Origin of the sequence: Streptomyces alanosinicus, assembly GCF_014650595.1 — a bacterium.
GTDB classification, from domain to species: domain Bacteria; phylum Actinomycetota; class Actinomycetes; order Streptomycetales; family Streptomycetaceae; genus Streptomyces; species Streptomyces alanosinicus.
Map to the genome: position 1 here is coordinate 175,887 of NZ_BMVG01000012.1, position 15,987 is coordinate 191,873.

14 protein-coding genes are annotated in these 15,987 nt (G+C 73.5%); 8 read left to right on the forward strand and 6 right to left on the reverse strand.

Going from position 1 to position 15,987, the window contains the following annotated elements:
* Positions 1-123: 123 nt before the first annotated feature.
* The 4 genes from IE277_RS24650 to IE277_RS24660 all read left to right on the forward strand — a co-directional run bounded on the left by IE277_RS24650 (position 124) and on the right by IE277_RS24660 (position 2,984).
* The gene (locus IE277_RS24650) at positions 124-1,731 is read left to right on the forward strand and encodes an FAD-dependent monooxygenase (protein ID WP_189955868.1); all 1,608 of its coding nucleotides are present in this window, start codon (positions 124-126) and stop codon (positions 1,729-1,731) included.
* A gap of 116 nt (positions 1,732-1,847) precedes the next feature.
* Positions 1,848-1,895, forward strand: coding sequence for a hypothetical protein (locus IE277_RS49610; RefSeq protein ID WP_309506048.1), 48 nt, complete (start codon positions 1,848-1,850; stop codon positions 1,893-1,895).
* A 70-nt stretch (positions 1,896-1,965) separates the two neighbouring features.
* Positions 1,966-2,502: a cupin domain-containing protein gene (locus tag IE277_RS24655; RefSeq protein ID WP_373310859.1), complete on the forward strand. Its 537-nt coding sequence runs from the start codon at positions 1,966-1,968 to the stop codon at positions 2,500-2,502.
* A gap of 101 nt (positions 2,503-2,603) precedes the next feature.
* Positions 2,604-2,984, forward strand: coding sequence for a rhodanese-like domain-containing protein (locus IE277_RS24660; protein ID WP_229881946.1), 381 nt, complete (start codon positions 2,604-2,606; stop codon positions 2,982-2,984).
* A 184-nt stretch (positions 2,985-3,168) separates the two neighbouring features.
* Here the strand turns inward: IE277_RS24660 and recX are convergent, their stop codons facing one another.
* Positions 3,169-4,101, reverse strand: coding sequence for a recombination regulator RecX (recX, locus tag IE277_RS24665; protein ID WP_189955871.1), 933 nt, complete (start codon positions 4,099-4,101; stop codon positions 3,169-3,171).
* 3 nt (positions 4,102-4,104) lie between these two features.
* Positions 4,105-5,232 carry a recombinase RecA gene (gene recA / locus IE277_RS24670; RefSeq protein WP_189955872.1) on the reverse strand — a complete coding sequence of 376 codons (1,128 nt, stop codon included), beginning with the start codon at positions 5,230-5,232 and terminating at the stop codon, positions 4,105-4,107.
* Between the two features lie 313 nt (positions 5,233-5,545).
* Between recA and IE277_RS24675 the strand changes: the two genes are divergently transcribed.
* Together IE277_RS24675 and IE277_RS24680 are read left to right on the forward strand one after the other, a co-directional pair.
* Positions 5,546-6,463 carry an aminoglycoside phosphotransferase family protein gene (locus IE277_RS24675; protein ID WP_189955873.1) on the forward strand — a complete coding sequence of 306 codons (918 nt, stop codon included), beginning with the start codon at positions 5,546-5,548 and terminating at the stop codon, positions 6,461-6,463.
* Positions 6,464-6,596: 133 nt separating this feature from the next.
* A complete protein-coding gene (locus IE277_RS24680; protein ID WP_189955874.1) occupies positions 6,597-7,340 on the forward strand; it encodes a hypothetical protein in 744 nt (247 codons plus the stop codon).
* Positions 7,341-7,457: 117 nt separating this feature from the next.
* Here IE277_RS24680 and IE277_RS24685 read toward each other — a convergent pair whose 3' ends face one another.
* Entirely contained in the window at positions 7,458-7,652 is a 195-nt protein-coding gene (locus IE277_RS24685) for a DUF3046 domain-containing protein (protein ID WP_189955875.1), read from the reverse strand.
* Between the two features lie 79 nt (positions 7,653-7,731).
* Here IE277_RS24685 and IE277_RS24690 point away from each other — a divergent pair, with 79 nt between their 5' ends.
* Positions 7,732-8,706, forward strand: a complete 975-nt coding sequence (locus IE277_RS24690; protein ID WP_189955876.1) for a hypothetical protein — start codon at positions 7,732-7,734, stop codon at positions 8,704-8,706.
* Between the two features lie 22 nt (positions 8,707-8,728).
* Here IE277_RS24690 and IE277_RS24695 read toward each other — a convergent pair whose 3' ends face one another.
* From IE277_RS24695 to IE277_RS24705, 3 genes are read right to left on the reverse strand one after another with little or no spacing between them, the layout of a single operon-like run.
* Positions 8,729-9,037 carry an AzlD domain-containing protein gene (locus tag IE277_RS24695; RefSeq protein WP_189955877.1) on the reverse strand — a complete coding sequence of 103 codons (309 nt, stop codon included), beginning with the start codon at positions 9,035-9,037 and terminating at the stop codon, positions 8,729-8,731.
* Positions 9,034-9,855, reverse strand: coding sequence for an AzlC family ABC transporter permease (locus IE277_RS24700; protein WP_189955878.1), 822 nt, complete (start codon positions 9,853-9,855; stop codon positions 9,034-9,036). Before IE277_RS24700 ends, IE277_RS24695 begins: the two co-directional genes overlap by 4 nt.
* A 23-nt stretch (positions 9,856-9,878) precedes the next feature.
* A complete protein-coding gene (locus IE277_RS24705) occupies positions 9,879-10,808 on the reverse strand; it encodes a helix-turn-helix domain-containing protein (RefSeq protein ID WP_189955879.1) in 930 nt (309 codons plus the stop codon).
* Between the two features lie 108 nt (positions 10,809-10,916).
* Here IE277_RS24705 and IE277_RS24710 point away from each other — a divergent pair, with 108 nt between their 5' ends.
* A complete protein-coding gene (locus IE277_RS24710) occupies positions 10,917-15,980 on the forward strand; it encodes an ATP-dependent helicase (protein ID WP_189955880.1) in 5,064 nt (1,687 codons plus the stop codon).
* Positions 15,981-15,987 lie beyond the last annotated feature (7 nt).

Genomic DNA, 15,987 nt, shown 5'->3' on the forward strand with positions numbered 1-15,987 from the left:
CCTTGGTCACTTGACGCAAACTCTGCCAATGGGTTGCATACGTTGTGTGATCGTGCACCCCGCTCCGCCTTCCTGTTCACTTGTCTCCGTCAGGGCATCGTCACGGGCAGGGGGCGGCGCGTCATGGACCCGGTGATCATCGTCGGAGCGGGCCCCGTCGGGCTCGCGCTCGCCCTGGCGCTGGCCCGCCAGGAGGTGCCGACCGTCGTCCTGGACGAGGGCCCCGGCAAGGACGAGCCCCGCCCCGCGCGCACCGTCGTGCTGCGCGAGAGCACGGTCGCCCTGCTGGAGCGGCTGACCGGGGTCGCGCTCGGTGATCACGGCGTGCGCTGGGCCGGATGGCGGTCCCTGCGCCGCCGGCAGGTGATGAGCGAGATCGCCTTCGACGAGGCGGACCCCGCCGCCCCGCTGCATATCGCCCAGCACGTCCTCACGGCCGCCCTGCGCGCGGTCCTCGCCGACGAACCGCTGGTGAAGACGGCCGTGGACAGCCGTCTGGACTCCATCGAGCAGGAGCGTTCCGGCATCACCGCGCACACCCGCGGCGAGAACGGCACCTGGTGGCGCGGCAGTTATCTGGTCGGCTGCGACGGACCGCGCTCCACCGTGCGCAAACTGCAGGACATCCGCTTCCCGGGCCGTACGGCGGTGGAACGGCACGCGGTCGCCGCGCTGCGCGCGGAACTTCCGTGGGAGGGCCAGGCGTTGCTCCATCGGATGCCGCCGTGGCGGCAGTCCGGGCCCTCGGCCGGGGAGGTGACCGCCCGCCCCCTCCCGGACGGCGTGTGGCGCCTGGACTGGCTGCTGCCGCCGGGCAAGGAACTGGTCACGCCCGAGATCCTGGTGACCGGGATCCGTGAGACGCTCGCGGGCTGGGCGGACGGCTCCACACCGACGTACGAGCTGCTCGACACCGGTGTCCACACGGTGCACCACCGCCTGGCCCGCCGGTGGCGCGCCGGACGGGTCTTCCTCGCCGGGGACTCCGCCCATCTGCTCGGCGCGCTCGGCGCCCAGGGGCTGGACGAGGGCCTCAGGGACGTCGACAACCTCTCCTGGAAGCTCGCCGCGGCCTGGCACCACGGCCCGCACGAGGCCTTGCTGGACAGCTATCAGACCGAACGGCGCGCGGTGGTCGCCGCCCGGCTGCGCGCCGCCGACCAGGTGTTGCCGGCGCTGCGCGGCTCCGGTGGGCTGCGCCAGATGGTCCCGGGCGCGGCACGGGGCCATGACGCGCTGCTCACCGACGGGCATCTGGGACGCGGGTCGCTGGGTGCGCCGGCGGCATACGACGACTCCCCGCTCGCGCCGACCCGGCAGCTGGAGGGCGAGATCCCGGTCGACACCCCGCCCGGTGCACCGGTCGCCGATGTACAGGTCACCGCGGAGGACGGTTCCTTCGTCCAGCTGCGCGACCGGTTCGGCCGCGGTGCCCTGCTCGTCGTCCTGATCGCGCCGGGCACGGGCGTGTGGGACCGCAAGCACTGGGCGTCCGCCGGGGTCATGCCCCGGCTCGCGGCGGCCGTGTCGGCGCTGCCCCACCCCGCCGAACTGCTGGTCGCCGAGAGCTACCCGGGTGCGCCGGCGCACAGTGTGCTGCTCGTGCGCCCCGACGGCCACCTGGTCACCGCGTTCAGCGGGGTCCGGCCGGCCGAACTGTACGAGGCGGGGGAGGCCGCGGTGGGCGGCCCGGTGCAGGAGGAGGCACAGGCGGCTTCCGGGGCGCGTTGACCCGGGGGCGTGTCACCGTCTGTCCACATGGTGACGGTGAGTTGACCGGCGTGCACGCGCGTGCTGTACTCCGGACCATGACCGACACCTGTGTGCGCCTGTGGCGGAGGGTCCATATGGACCTCGTCCGCTATGCGGGCTGCGTGTGTCGCCCGTCCTGCTGAATTCGCATCCCCTCTTTCTTCCCGGCGCTGTCATGCGCCCGTTCCGCGAACATTCCTCAGGACGGTGTACGTGTCTGCCTCCCCTGCTCCTGTGTCCCCTGAAGTCGGTTCCGCCGCCCCCACCCAGGCGGACCTCCTGAACTTTGTACGGCGTACGGCCTCCGACGCCGAGTTGATCGCCTCCCTGCCGCTGGATCCGGAGGGCCGCACCTGGGTACGGCTGGAGGGGCCGGGCGGCAGCGAGGCATGGCTGATCGGCTGGCCGCCCGGCACCGGCACCGGCTGGCACGACCACGCCGACTCGGTCGGCGCGTTCCTCACGGCGTCCGGCACCCTCAAGGAGTACTCGCTCGCCGCCCGGCTGCCGACCGACGGCTGGAAGACCCTGGAACTCACGCCGGACGTGGACCGCGAACGCGGGCTGCCCGCCGGCCAGGGGCGCGCCTTCGGCCGCCACCATGTCCATGAGGTCCTCAACGACTCCCGGGACGAGCACGCGATCTCCGTGCACGCCTACTACCCGCCCCTGCCACGCATCCGCCGCTACAGCCGCACCGGTCATGTCCTGCGTCTGGAGCAGGTCGAACGTCCGGAGGACTGGCAGTGAGCGGCACGGAGACGACCACGGAGAAGAGCACAAAGAAAAGCACGGAGAAGACACGGGCGGGCACAGGAAGTCCGGCCGGTGCGGGTGAACAGCCGGTCGGCATCGACGAGTTGTTGGAGCGGATACGCGCGGGCTACCGGCGGATCGGGGCACGGGAGGCGCACGAGGCGGCGCGGAAGGGTGAGGCGCTGCTGGTCGACATCCGGTACGCGGCCCTGCGCGAGCGGGACGGTCTGATCCCCGGCGCCCTGGTCGTCGAGCGCAATGAACTGGAGTGGCGCCTCGACCCCCGAGGCAGCCATCGTCTTCCCGAGGCCACCGGCCATGACCTGCGTGTCGTGGTGCTCTGCAACGAGGGCTACGCCTCCAGCCTCGCCGCGGCCTCCCTCCATCAGCTGGGCCTGCACCGGGCCACGGACCTGGTGGGCGGCTTCCAGGCATGGCGGGCGGAGGGACTGCCGGTGGAGCCGGCGACGGTCTGAGCCTGAGCCGGGCCGGGTCCGCGAACCCCGGCAAGCGGCGACGGCACCGGCAGCCGTTCGGAACTCCCGTGCCGGGCACGGGAGTTCAGGCGGCGTTGGCGTGCAGACAGGCGATGGCGGGGCGGGCGCCGTACACCACCCAGCGGGGACGGCGCCTCGGCGGCGACACCCCCTGCCCCGGGGCTCAGCTGTCCCCGTCCCCCAGGAACTCCGTGTCCTCGCCCTCTTCCTCCAGGGCTTGGCGGACGACGCGCAGGGCCATGCCCTCGGGGTAGCCCTTGCGGGCGAGCATCCCGGCGAGGCGGCGCAGCCGCTTGTCGCGGTCGAGGCCGCGGGTGGCGCACAGCTTGCGGGACACGAGATCGCGAGCCGTCGCCTCCTCCTGGTCGGAGTCGAGCTGGGAGACGGCCTCGTCGATCAGTGCCGAATCGACGCCCTTGGTGCGCAGCTCCTGAGCGAGCGCCCGGCGCGCGAGTCCGCGGCCGTGGTGCCGGGACTCCACCCAGGCGTCCGCGAACGCGCTGTCGTCGATCAGCCCGACCTCCTCGAACCGCGACAGCACCTCCTCGGCCACGTCCTCGGGGATCTCCCGCTTGCGCAGGGCGTCCGCGAGTTGCTTGCGGGTGCGCGGGGTCCCGGTGAGCAGGCGCAGACAGATCGCCCGTGCCCGCTCAGCCGGGTCCCCTGAAGACTCCCCCCGCTCGGCCCTCGACGAGGAAGGGGCGCCTTCGTCCTCACCGGGCGCGTCCCCGAAGCCACGCCCCCTCCGGCCACGGCCCCGACCGCCTCGTGGGCCGCCGCCGCTGCCGCCGTTGCCGGAGCCACGGCCCGAACCTCTGCCGAACGAACCGCCCCCGTACGGCCCGTCGTCCCTGGTGCCCGGGTGGGTGCCCGTGCTGTCCGCGTATCCCCCGGTTCCGCGGTACTCGTCGTGTGCGTCGTACCCCCCGTGCCCGTGTCCCCCACGATCGTCTCGACCGTCTCGGCTGTCCCGGCCGTCGTCCCGGTATCCGTCGTCACCGCCTGAGGCGGAGTCCGGGTGGCCCCCGGTGCCCCTCCCCCGTGGGGCACCGGGGGTGGCGTACTCGTACTCGGCCCAGTCGGTTCGTCGTGTCACGGGTCAGCTCTTGGCTGTGGCGGCCTTGGGCTTGGCGGCCTTGGCGGCTGCCGGGGCGGGTGCCGCCTTGGTGTCGTCGGCGGGCGTGGTGGTGACCGCGGCGTCCGCGCCGGGCTCGGCGGCGGGCTCCTCCGGCCGGACACCGACGCCCAGCTTCTCCTTGATCTTCTTCTCGATCTCGTTGGCCAGGTCGGGGTTGTCCTTGAGGAAGTTGCGCGCGTTCTCCTTGCCCTGGCCGAGCTGGTCGCCCTCGTACGTGTACCAGGCGCCGGCCTTGCGGACGAAGCCGTGCTCCACTCCCATGTCGATCAGGCCGCCCTCGCGGCTGATGCCCTGGCCGTAGAGGATGTCGAACTCGGCCTGCTTGAAGGGCGGGGCCACCTTGTTCTTGACGACCTTGCAGCGGGTGCGGTTACCGACCGCCTCCGTGCCGTCCTTCAGGGTCTCGATGCGGCGGATGTCGATGCGCACCGAGGCGTAGAACTTCAGCGCCCGGCCACCGGTCGTGGTCTCCGGGGAACCGAACATCACGCCGATCTTCTCGCGGAGCTGGTTGATGAAGATCGCGGTGGTCTTGGACTGGTTGAGCGCGCTGGTGATCTTCCGCAGCGCCTGGCTCATCAGACGGGCCTGCAGACCGACGTGGCTGTCGCCCATCTCGCCCTCGATCTCCGCGCGCGGGACGAGCGCGGCGACGGAGTCGATGACGATGAGGTCCAGGGCACCGGAGCGGACCAGCATGTCCACGATCTCCAGGGCCTGCTCGCCGTTGTCCGGCTGGGAGAGGATCAGATTGTCGATGTCGACGCCGAGCTTGCGCGCGTACTCGGGGTCGAGGGCGTGCTCCGCGTCCACGAAGGCGACCTGGCCGCCGGCCTTCTGGGCGTTGGCCACGGCGTGCAGGGTCAGCGTGGTCTTACCGGAGGACTCCGGTCCGTAGATCTCCACGACACGGCCGCGCGGCAGGCCGCCGACGCCGAGGGCGACGTCGAGTGCGGTCGACCCCGTCGGGATGACCTCGATGGGCTCCTTCGACCGCTCGCCCATGCGCATGACCGCGCCCTTGCCGAATTGCCGTTCAATCTGCGCGAGCGCGGCGTCGAGCGCCTTCTCGCGGTCGGTTCCTGCCATGGGTTCCACCCGGTTTGCTTGAGTCGATCGCTTCACGTCAAAGACGCTAACGCCTGCCACTGACAATGCGCCCCGACGCAGGTCCAGCCTGTGGATAACCGAGGGACTTCTGCCCGCGAAACGGGACGAACCCACTACCGAAAGCTTCGCCTGAACCTCCATGAGAATGGATGTTCGATTTCCATGTCAAGCACTCAGAGCGGCACCGGAACCCGGGATTCAGCGGCACCGGAACCCGGGAGTCAAGGCCGCCGGCGGCCCGCGGCCCGGGAAGCCGCCCGGAGCGACAGCCACGCGCCTATCGTCGCTCCGCATGACCCACACGGAGAGCGAGATCACCGCGGAGCTGGTCCGGGATCTGCTGCGCGACCAGCACCCCGATCTGGCCGATCGCCCGTTGCGGCTCGGCGCACGCGGCTGGGACAACCAGCTCTGGCGACTCGGCGACGACCTGGCCGTCCGGCTGCCCTGGGCGACGCGGACCGCGGACGCGCTGCTGCGCAAGGAGTACGCCTGGCTGCCCGCCCTCGCCCCGCGCCTTCCCCTGCCGGTCCCCGTCCCGCAGCGCCTCGGCGAGCCCTCCGTGCGGTTTCCGCGTCCCTGGATCGTCGCCACGTGGGTGCCGGGCGCACCCGCCGACCGTGCCCCCGCCACGAGCGCCGCGGCGTCGGCCGACGCCCTGGCCGCCTTCCTGACGGCTCTGCACCGGCCCGCCCCCGGCGCGGCGCCCGCCGGCCGAGGCCGCGGCGGGCCGCTGCCCGGCCGCGCCGATCAGTTCGCCGAGCACCTCGCCTCGGCCGTCGAACTGGGGCTGGTCCCCGACCCCGGTGCCGTCCGCGCGGTCTGGGAGGACGCCGTCGCCGCGCCCTCCTGGGCGGGCCCGGCCGTGTGGCTCCACGGCGACCTGCACCCGGCCAACGTCCTCACCTCGGACGGCACGTTCTGCGGTGTGATCGACTTCGGCGACCTCTGTACCGGCGATCCGGCCTGCGACCTCGCCGCCGCTTGGGTACTGCTGCCGGACGGCGCCGCCGACCGCTTCCACGCCGCATACCGGCCCGCCCCGGACCCCGCGACACTGCGCCGCGCCCGGGGCTGGGCAGTGCTGCAAGCCCTCAGCGGCCTCCGTATCGGAGAGGCCGGCGTCCGCGGCCGCCCGGGCGGCAAACCCACGTGGGGCCCACCCGCGCGGACAGCGCTGCGACGGCTCGTCCGTGACCGGAGCCGTTGAGCAGGTGGATCACCTGCCCTGGCTGCGGTCTCCCCCTGATCCCGGGTGCGGGCGCCCTTACTCCCCGGGGCGTACGACGGGTGCCTTCGGCCGTACGACGACCGCGCGGACCGCTCCCCGGGAGCCTGGGCCCATGGAGAATCCGCGTGTCGTCGACCGCCTCTGTCAGGCGACGGGGCTGCTGCTCGTGCTGTCCGGTCTCATGCACCTGGTGGTGTTCGCGGTCGACGGCGGCTCCTGGGACGGCCCCGTCTCCTGGCGCAAGCCCGTCACCTTCGGGCTCTCCTTCGGGCTGACGCTGATCGCGCTCACCTGGGTCACGTCGTATCTGCGCATCGGCCCGCGGCTGCGCTCGGTGCTGCTGCTCGTCCTCGCCGCCGACTGTGTGGTGGAGGTCGGCGGGATCACCCTCCAGGCGTGGCGCCGGGTGCCCTCGCACCTGAACATGGAGACCCCCTTCGACACCGCGGTGTCGATGACGCTCGCGGCGGGCGGCGCTGTCCTGGTGGTCCTGCTCACGGTCTTCGCCGTCGCGTCCTTCCGGCGCCGGCCGGCAGGGCCGGCCGGTATGCCGCTCGCGATCCGCTCCGGGTTCGCGATCCTGCTGGTGGCGCTGGCCTCCGGAGCGGCGATGATCGCGCGCGGGGTCGTGCTGACGAGGACCGGTCACCAGGAGGCCGCCTACCACTCGACGGCCCCGCTGAAGCCGTTGCACGGTGTGAGCCTGCACGCGGTGCTCGTCCTGCCCGCACTGGCCTGGCTGCTGTCCCGCTCGCCTTGGGACGAACGCACGCGCGGGCGGCTCATGGCCACGGCGGTCGGCTGTTACGCGGCAGCCGTCGCCGGCGCGGGGGTGTGGGCGGTACTGACGTATTGAAGACTGACGTAGTGAAGGCTGACGTACTGCAAACAGGCGGGACGCCGAGGCCCCGGCCTACGCCGACTCCTCCGGCTCCGGAGGAGGGTCTGGAGGGTGGCCACCGCCGGGATGGCGTCAGCGTCGCTCGCCCGGCACGTCCATGACCGTGCAGACCACGCGCCACACGTCCTTCGCGTCCCAGCCGGCGTCCAGGGCCCCGTGCACGGTGTGCCCGTCCAGCTCCGCCATGACGTGATCGCGCGCGAAGGTGTCGGCGTACCCCGGACCGAAGTGTTCCGCCATCCGCTGCCAGAAGACCGTCAACCGCATGACTCCAGTATCCCGCCCCTGGGGGTGGGCCCGGCCGGGAGCCCTTGCCGAGACCGCTTTCCGTCCTACGGTCTGACCCATGTCCGAAACAGGAGCTTCCCCACTCCCCTCCACGCCTCCGGCGCGCTCCCCGCTCTTCCGCGCCGAACAGTTCGTGTGGCTCACCGCGCGCGTGCTGGAGCAGCGCCTCTTCGCGTACCACTTCCTGCACGGCACCCCGGACGCGGTCGAAGCGGCGCTGGACGCCTACCGCAACGAGGACGGCGGGTACGGGTACGGGCTGGAGCCCGATCTGCGCGGTCCCGTGAGCCAGCCCCTGCACACCGCGCACGCGCTGCGCGTCCTGGACGCCGTCGGACGCTGCGGTGGGCAGCGGGTGGAGCGGGTGTGCCGCTATCTGACGTCGGTCTCCACCACGGACGGCGCCCTGCCGGCGGTCCGCCCCAGCCAGCGCGGGTATCCGACGGCACCGTTCGTCCCGGTCGTCGACGACCCCGCGAGCGAACTGCTCGCCACCGGACCCGTGGTCGGGCTGCTGCACCGCAACGAGGTGTGGCACGCCTGGCTGTTCCGGGCCACGGACTTCTGCTGGCAGTCCGTGGAGTCGCTGGACAAGTCCCATCCGTACGAGGTGGAGGCCGCCGTGGCCTTCCTGGACTCCGTCCCCGACCGCTCACGCGCGGAGGCCGCCGCGGACCGGCTCGGCCGTATGGTGCGCGAGCAGCGGCTCGCGGCCCTGGACCCGGACCGGCTGGACGCGTATCCCGTCGCCTCCGGTTACGCCCCGGGCGAGCACCACTTCCCGCACGACTTCGCCAGGAGTCCGGAATCACTGGCACGCGCGTGGTTCACGGACGACGAGATGGCACGCTCCCTGGACCACCTGGCCGCCGAGCAGCAGGACGACGGCGGCTGGCCGGTACTCCCCCACTGCCCGAACCGTGGGTGGTATCCCCAGCGCGAGTGGGCGCCGGCCCCCGCGCTGGAGTCACGTCCCCTGGTGACGATCGAGGCACTGCGCACCCTTCGGGCGTACGGCCGCTTCGTGGGCTGAGCCGGCCGGCGCCGGTGCCGTGTCACCCTCCGACGGCCCGTACGCCCGCCGTCACCGCCACGGCCACCGCGACGACCAGCAGGAACGGCGCGCGCAGCACCAGCGCCACGGCGGCCGCGCCGAGCCCGGCGACCCGCGCGTCCAGCACGAGCGCGTGCCCGTCGGCGAAGGTCTGCTGCGCGGTCAGCGCGGCCAGGAGGGCGACCGGCAGCAGGGCCGCGAGGCGTCGTACGAACGGCCGCTCCAGGGCGGCCGCGGGCACCAGCAGCCCGGCGAGCTTGACGGCGTAACAGCCGACGACGGTCAGGCCGATCGCGATCCAGGTGTTCACCGTTCCTCCTCGGGCGTCTGCGGTGTCGTCGATCCGTCGGCGGCGCGGGATTCCCGCGCCGCGCCCCGGCGCTCCGCCGCGGGCGTGTCCCGCCGGCGGGGCTCGGCACGGCTGTGACGGCCCTGGGCGACGAGGACGGCCGGGGCCGCCAGCGCCGCCACCAGGACCGGGACGCCGGCCGGCAGCACCGGCAGCAGGCCGAGGCCCAGCAGGACCGCCAGGCCCGCGGCCGCGCGCTCGGCGGCCGACTTCAGCATCGGCATGAGCAGGGCGAGGAACACGGCAGGCCCGGCCGCGTCCAGACCCCACGCGCGCGTGTCGCCGATGGCCTTGGCCCCGAGCACGCCGAGCAGTGTGGTGAGGTTCCAGAGCACGTACAGCGTGAGCCCGGTGACGGTGAAGCCGATGCGCCGGGCGCGTCGCGTCGGCTGTGCCAGGGTGACCGCCGTGGTTTCGTCGATCACCCACTGGGCGGCGAACGGCCGCACCGCGCGCGGGAGGGCGAGCAGCTGCGACAGCCGCAGCCCGTAGAAGGCGTTGCGCACGCCGAGGATGAAGGCACCGGCGGCCGCGGTGAACGGACCGCCTCCCGCGGCGAGTGCTCCGACCAGCGCGAACTGGGAGGCACCGGTGAAGACCAGGAGGCTGAGCGCGCAGGTCTGGAGCAGTCCGAGCCCGCTGCCGGCCGAGGTCACCCCGAAGGCGAATCCGGAGAGGCCGACGGCGATCCCGACTCCGAGTGCGTCGCGTACGACGGCCCGGTCGGGCTTGTCGGCGTCGTCGGCGGTCCTGTCTGTGAGAACTGTCTGTTGTGCCACGTCCCGGACGGTACGGGCGGGTCTCAGTGACGGTCTTGTACGTTCTTGCGCTCACGCCGGCCGTCGGTCCTGTGCTCGCGCTGGTAGGCCCCGGGAGGCACGCCGACGATCCGGGCGAAGTGCCGGTTCAGGTGGGGCTGGTCGGTGAAACCGACGGCCACGGCCGCCTCGGCAGGGGGCCGGCCCGCGTCCAGCAGCAGCCGCGCCCGGCGCACGCGGGCGTCGGTCAGCCAGGTGTGCGGCGGCATGCCGTAGGTCTCGCGGAAGGCCCGCAGCAGCGCGAACGGGCTGGTGCCGAGGTCGGTGGCCAGCTGTTCCAGGCTCGGCGGCCGGGCCATCCGCTCTTCGAGAACCGCACGCGCGCGTGCGGCGATGACCGCGCCGGCCGTACGGATCCGCCGCTGGGGCAGCGGGCCGCCGTTGAGCTGCAGCAGCCGTGTGACGGCGACGCGGAGCACGGTGTCTGCGGCCAGCGCGTTGCCCTCGTCGGCGGCGCGCAGCACCCGGTGGACGAGGCGGGCGGTGTGGAGGTCGTCGAGAACCGGGCTGACGAAACCCGGAGTGCCCCGGATGCCGGTGGTCTCGGCCGCGATCGCGGCGACCACCTCGGGCGAGGGGTAGACCGCGCCGTACCGCCAGCCCTCGGGGACTCCGGCGCGGCCGGTGTGCGCGGTGTCCGGGTTGACCAGGGCGAGGGCTCCCGCGCCGACGGACACGTCGGAGCCGTGGTGGTGGAAGACCTCGACGCCGTCGGCTATGGCCGCGATCACGAAGTGCTCGTGGGTGTGCCGGACGAAGGTCTTGCGGATGTACCGGGCACGCAGCAGGTCCACGCCCGGCAGGTCGTCGTACCGCCAGTGCCGCGCACGCTCCGCCGGCCGGTCCCGGGCCGTTTCCCCGCCCGTCCGTTTCCCGCCCGTCGGTTGCTCGCCCCACGCCGCCGTGCCCGCCATACGCCCATTCTCCGCCCCACCGCCGCCGACCGGGCCCCGCCCCACCCCCACAGCATGACGTTTGCCCAGGTCAGCGTGATTGTCAGTGGCCGGGTGCAGGATGGACGCATGGTCAGCTCCGCACACCGAGGCCTCGACGGCTTCTCACCCGCGACCCGCGGCTGGTTCACGGGGGCGTTCTCCGCGCCCACCGCGGCCCAGGCCGGCGCGTGGCAGGCCATCGGCGCGGGCTCGGACGTGCTGGTGGTGGCCCCGACCGGCTCGGGCAAGACGCTGGCCGCGTTCCTCGCCGCCCTGGACCAGCTCGCCTCGGCCCCGCCCCCGGCCGACCCGAAAAAGCGCTGCCGGGTCCTGTATGTGTCCCCGCTGAAGGCCCTCGCGGTCGACGTCGAGCGCAACCTGCGCAGCCCGCTGACCGGCATCCGCCAGGAGTCCGTGCGCCGGGGCCTGCCCGAACCCGAGGTCAGGGTAGGCATCCGCTCCGGGGACACCCCTGCGGCCGAGCGGCGCGCGCTGTCCACACGCCCGCCGGACATCCTCATCACCACCCCCGAGTCGCTGTTCCTGATGCTGACCTCGGCCACCCGCGACGCCCTGACGGGCGTGGAGACGGTGATCCTGGACGAGGTGCACGCGGTCGCGGGCACCAAGCGCGGCGCCCATCTCGCGCTGTCCCTGGAGCGGTTGGACGAGCTGCTGCCGAAGCCGGCCCGCCGGATCGGCCTCTCGGCCACCGTCCGCCCGGTCGACGAGGTGGCCCGGTATCTCTCGCCGCGCCGCAAGGTGGAGATCGTCCAGCCGGAGTCCGGCAAGGAGTTCGACCTGTCCGTGGTGGTCCCGGTCGAGGACATGGGCGAGCTGTCGGGCGCCCCGGCGGCGGACGCGGCCGAGGGCGCGGAGCGGCCCTCGATCTGGCCGCATGTGGAGGAGCGGATCGCCGACCTGGTCCAGTCCCATCGCTCCACGATCGTCTTCGCCAACTCCCGCCGCCTCGCCGAGCGCCTGTGCAACCGGCTCAACGAGATCGCGTACGAGCGGGCGACCGGCGAGACCCTGGAGGAGCATCACTCCCCGGCCCAGCTGATGGGCGGCTCCGGCGCGGCCCAGGGCGCACCGGCGGTGATCGCCCGCGCGCACCACGGCTCGGTCTCCAAGGAGCAGCGCGCCCTGGTCGAGGAGGACCTGAAGGCGGGCCGGCTGCCCGCCGTGGTCGCCACGTCCAGCCTGGAGCTGGGTATCGACATGGGCGCCGTCGACCTGGTCGTGCAGGTCGAGTCCCCGCCTTCGGTCGCCTCCGGACTCCAGCGCGTCGGCCGCGCGGGGCACCAGGTGGGCGCCGTCTCCACCGGTGTCGTCTTCCCCAAGTACCGCGGTGACCTCGTCCAGGCCGCCGTCGTCACCGAGCGTATGCGCACCGGCTCGATCGAGTCGCTGAGGGTGCCCGCGAACCCGCTGGACGTGCTCGCGCAGCAACTGGTCGCCATGACGGCACTGGACACCTGGCAGTTCGACGACCTGCTCGCCATGGTCCGACGGGCGGCACCCTTCGCGTCGCTGCCCGAGTCGGCGTTCACGGCGACCCTGGACATGCTCGCGGGTCGCTATCCGTCGGACGCCTTCGCCGAGCTGCGCCCGCGCGTGGTGTGGGACCGCGTGACCGGCGAGATCACCGGCCGCCCGGGTGCCCAGCGCCTCGCCGTCACCTCCGGCGGCACGATCCCCGACCGCGGCCTGTTCGGGGTCTTTCTCGCCGGTTCCGACCCCAAGAAGGGCGGCGGCCGGGTCGGCGAGCTGGACGAGGAGATGGTGTACGAGTCCCGGGTGGGGGACGTCTTCACGCTGGGCACGAGTTCCTGGCGCATCGAGGACATCACCCGCGACCGGGTCCTGGTCTCCCCCGCGCCCGGGGTGCCGGGCAGGCTGCCGTTCTGGAAGGGCGACCAGCTGGGCCGCCCGCTCGAACTGGGCCGCGCGGTGGGCGCGTTCCTGCGCGAGGTCGGCTCGCTGTCCAGGGAGGACGCCCGGCTGCGGCTGCTGGCGGCGGGCCTGGACGCCTGGGCCGCGAACAACGTGCTGTCGTACCTCGACGAACAGCGCGAGGCCTGCGGCCACGTCCCGGACGACCGCACGATCGTCGTCGAACGCTTCCGCGACGAGCTGGGCGACTGGCGGGTCGTCGTGCACTCCCCCTTCGGTGCCCAGGTCCACGCCCCCTGGGCGCTCGCGCTCGGCGCCCGGCTGTCCGAGCGGTACGGCATGGACGCGCAGGTCATGCACGCCGACGACGGCATCGTGCTGCGCCTGCCCGACGCCGACCTGATGGGCCTGGACCTGCTCGACCAGGCACCGATGAAGGCCGGCACGGAGTACGACAGCGAGCAGGCCCCGGTCGGCGCGGGGGACGTCTCCTTCGACAAGGGCGAGGTCGACCAGATCGTCACCGAACAGGTCGGCGGCTCCGCCCTGTTCGCCTCCCGGTTCCGCGAGTGCGCCGCCCGCGCGCTGCTGCTGCCGCGCCGCAGTCCCGGCAAGCGCACGCCACTGTGGCAGCAACGCCAGCGTGCGGCCCAACTGCTGCAGGTGGCAAGCGAGTTCGGCTCGTTCCCGATCGTGCTGGAGGCGATCCGCGAATGCCTGCAGGACGTCTTCGACGTTCCCGGGCTCGTCGAGCTGATGGGCGACATCGAGTCCCGCAAGGTGCGCCTGGTCGAGGTCACCACCCCGGAGCCGTCCCCGTTCGCCCGCTCCCTCCTCTTCGGATACGTCGCTCAGTTCCTGTACGAGGGTGACTCCCCGCTCGCCGAGCGCCGGGCCGCCGCGCTGTCCCTGGACTCCCGGCTGCTGGCCGAGCTGCTGGGCCAGGCCGAGCTGCGCGAACTGCTCGACGCCGAGGTGCTGACCGAGCTGGAGCGCGAGCTTCAGTGGCTCACCGAGGACCGCCGGGTCAAGGATGTGGAGGGCGTGGCCGATGTGCTGCGGCTGCTCGGCCCGCTGACCGACGCCGAGTTGGTCGCGCGGGGCGCGGATCCGCACTGGGCACGCGAGCTGGCCGGGACCCGCCGGGCCATCAGGGTCCGGATCGCCGGTGCCGACCACTGGGCGGCGATCGAGGACGCGGGCCGGCTGCGCGACGCGTTCGGCACGGCCCTGCCGGTCGGTGTGCCCGAGGCCTTCACCGAGCCGGTGAAGGACCCCTTGGGCGATCTCCTCGCCCGATACGCCCGCACCCACGGCCCGTTCACATCGGCCACGGCGGCGGCGCGCTTCGGCCTCGGTGTGGCGGTCACCGAGGGCGCTCTGCAGCGACTCGCCGGCAGCGGCCGGGTCGTCCAGGGCGAGTTCCACCCGGCGGGCATCGGCCAGGAGTGGTGCGACGCGACGGTCCTGCGCCGTCTGCGCCGCCGCTCCCTGGCCGCCCTGCGCCATGAACTGGAGCCGGTGCCACCCGCCGCGCTCGCCCAGTTCCTGCCCCAGTGGCAGCACATCGGCAAGGGTCACGGGCTGCGCGGCATCGACGGACTGGTGCGCGCCGTCGAGCAGTTGCAGGGCGTCTCGGTGCCCGCGTCCGCGCTGGAGAAGCTGGTCCTGCCCTCGCGCGTGGCGAACTACACGCCCTCGATGCTCGACGAACTGACCTCGGCCGGCGACGTGGTGTGGGCCGGCGCGGGCGCCCTGCCCGGCAAGGACGGCTGGGTCTCCCTCTATCTGGCGGACGCGGCCCCCCTGTTGCTCCCGCCGTCCCACCCTCTGGAGCTGACCGCGCTCCACCAGTCCGTCCTGGACGTGCTCCGCGGCGGCTACGGCCTGTTCTTCCGCCAGATCGCCGACCAGGTCCGTGCCACCACGCACCCCGAGGTCACCGACCCCCAACTCGCCGACGCGCTCTGGGACCTGGCCTGGTCGGGCCGGCTCACGAACGACACCCTCGCCCCGATGCGCTCGCTGCTGGGTTCCGGTCGTACGGCGGGCTCCACAGCCCACCGCGCCAAGCGCGCCGTCCCGCGCGGGCGCTACGGCTCCTTGACGGCCGCCGCGCGCCCCGCCTCCCGTTCGGGACCGCCGACCGTCGCCGGCCGCTGGTCGCTGCTCCCCGCGGCCGAGCCGGACGCCACCGTGCGCGCCCACGCGCTGGCCCGCACGCTTCTGGACCGGCACGGCGTGGTCACCCGAGGTGCGGTCGCCGCGGAGGGGATCGAGGGCGGCTTCTCGGGGGTGTACCGGGTGCTGTCGGCCTTCGAGGAGAGCGGTCAGGCACGGCGGGGGTATGTGGTCGAGGGTCTGGGCGCGGCCCAGTTCGCCATGGACGGCGCGGTGGACCGGCTCCGCGCGGTGGCGGGCGCCCGCGAACGCGGCGAGAGCCTGACCGCGCCGGCCCACCAGCCCGGCTTCCCCACCCCGGGCCGCCCGCCCGGCTCGACCGACACGGCCTTCCCGGACGGCTTCACCGACACGGAGTTCCCTGGCGGCTTCCCCGACGCGGCCTTCCCGAGCGGCCTCGGCGCGCCCGACGGCGCACCGCACGACCACGCGCTCCCCGCCGACTTCGCCGGCGGCGACGGCAGCCGGGACGGCGGATTCGCCCACCCCGGTCTCGACGGCGACTTCACCTGGCCCCCGGCGGACCCCCCGTCCGGCCCCGGCGACCATGTCTCCCCCCGCGACCTCGCCGACCCCTTCGCCTCCCCCGGCTACGGCGGCCCCCGAGGGGGCGGAGCCGGCGTCTACGGCTCGCCGGCACACCGGGGGTACGGCAGCGGGCGTACGGGCATGTCCGCGCCCGATCCCCGTGCCGTGGTCCTCGCCGCGGCCGACCCCGCCAACGCCTACGGCGCGGCCCTCGCCTGGCCCGAGCCGCCGACCGGTGCCGGACACAAGCCGGGCCGCAAGGCGGGCTCGCTCGTCGTCCTGGTGGAGGGCGAGCTGACGCTGTACATGGAGCGCGGCGGCAAGACCCTGCTGGCCTGGCCCGCCGCCCCGGACATCGCGGCCCCGGACGATCCCCGTCTGCGTACGGCCGCCGAAGCGCTGGCCGCGGCGGCCCGCACGGGCTCCCTGGGGACGGTCACGGTCGAGCGGATCAACGGCGCCCAGGCCCTGACCTCCCCCATAGGCGCCCTTCTGGAAGGCACGGGTTTCGTGGCCACGCCGCGCGGCCTGCGGCTGAGAGCATGACCGCCAC

Excerpts from the sequence above, each read along its gene's own strand:
- recA (WP_189955872.1), bottom strand. The coding sequence starts at position 5,232 with ATGGCAGGAACCGACCGCGAGAAGGCGCTCGACGCCGCGCTCGCGCAG.
- IE277_RS24650 (WP_189955868.1), top strand. The coding sequence starts at position 124 with ATGGACCCGGTGATCATCGTCGGAGCGGGCCCCGTCGGGCTCGCGCTC.
- IE277_RS24685 (WP_189955875.1), bottom strand. The coding sequence starts at position 7,652 with ATGCGGTTGACGGTCTTCTGGCAGCGGATGGCGGAACACTTCGGTCCG.
- IE277_RS24690 (WP_189955876.1), top strand. The coding sequence starts at position 7,732 with ATGTCCGAAACAGGAGCTTCCCCACTCCCCTCCACGCCTCCGGCGCGC.
- IE277_RS24705 (WP_189955879.1), bottom strand. The coding sequence starts at position 10,808 with ATGGCGGGCACGGCGGCGTGGGGCGAGCAACCGACGGGCGGGAAACGG.
- IE277_RS24680 (WP_189955874.1), top strand. The coding sequence starts at position 6,597 with ATGGAGAATCCGCGTGTCGTCGACCGCCTCTGTCAGGCGACGGGGCTG.
- IE277_RS24675 (WP_189955873.1), top strand. The coding sequence starts at position 5,546 with ATGACCCACACGGAGAGCGAGATCACCGCGGAGCTGGTCCGGGATCTG.
- IE277_RS24710 (WP_189955880.1), top strand. The coding sequence starts at position 10,917 with ATGGTCAGCTCCGCACACCGAGGCCTCGACGGCTTCTCACCCGCGACC.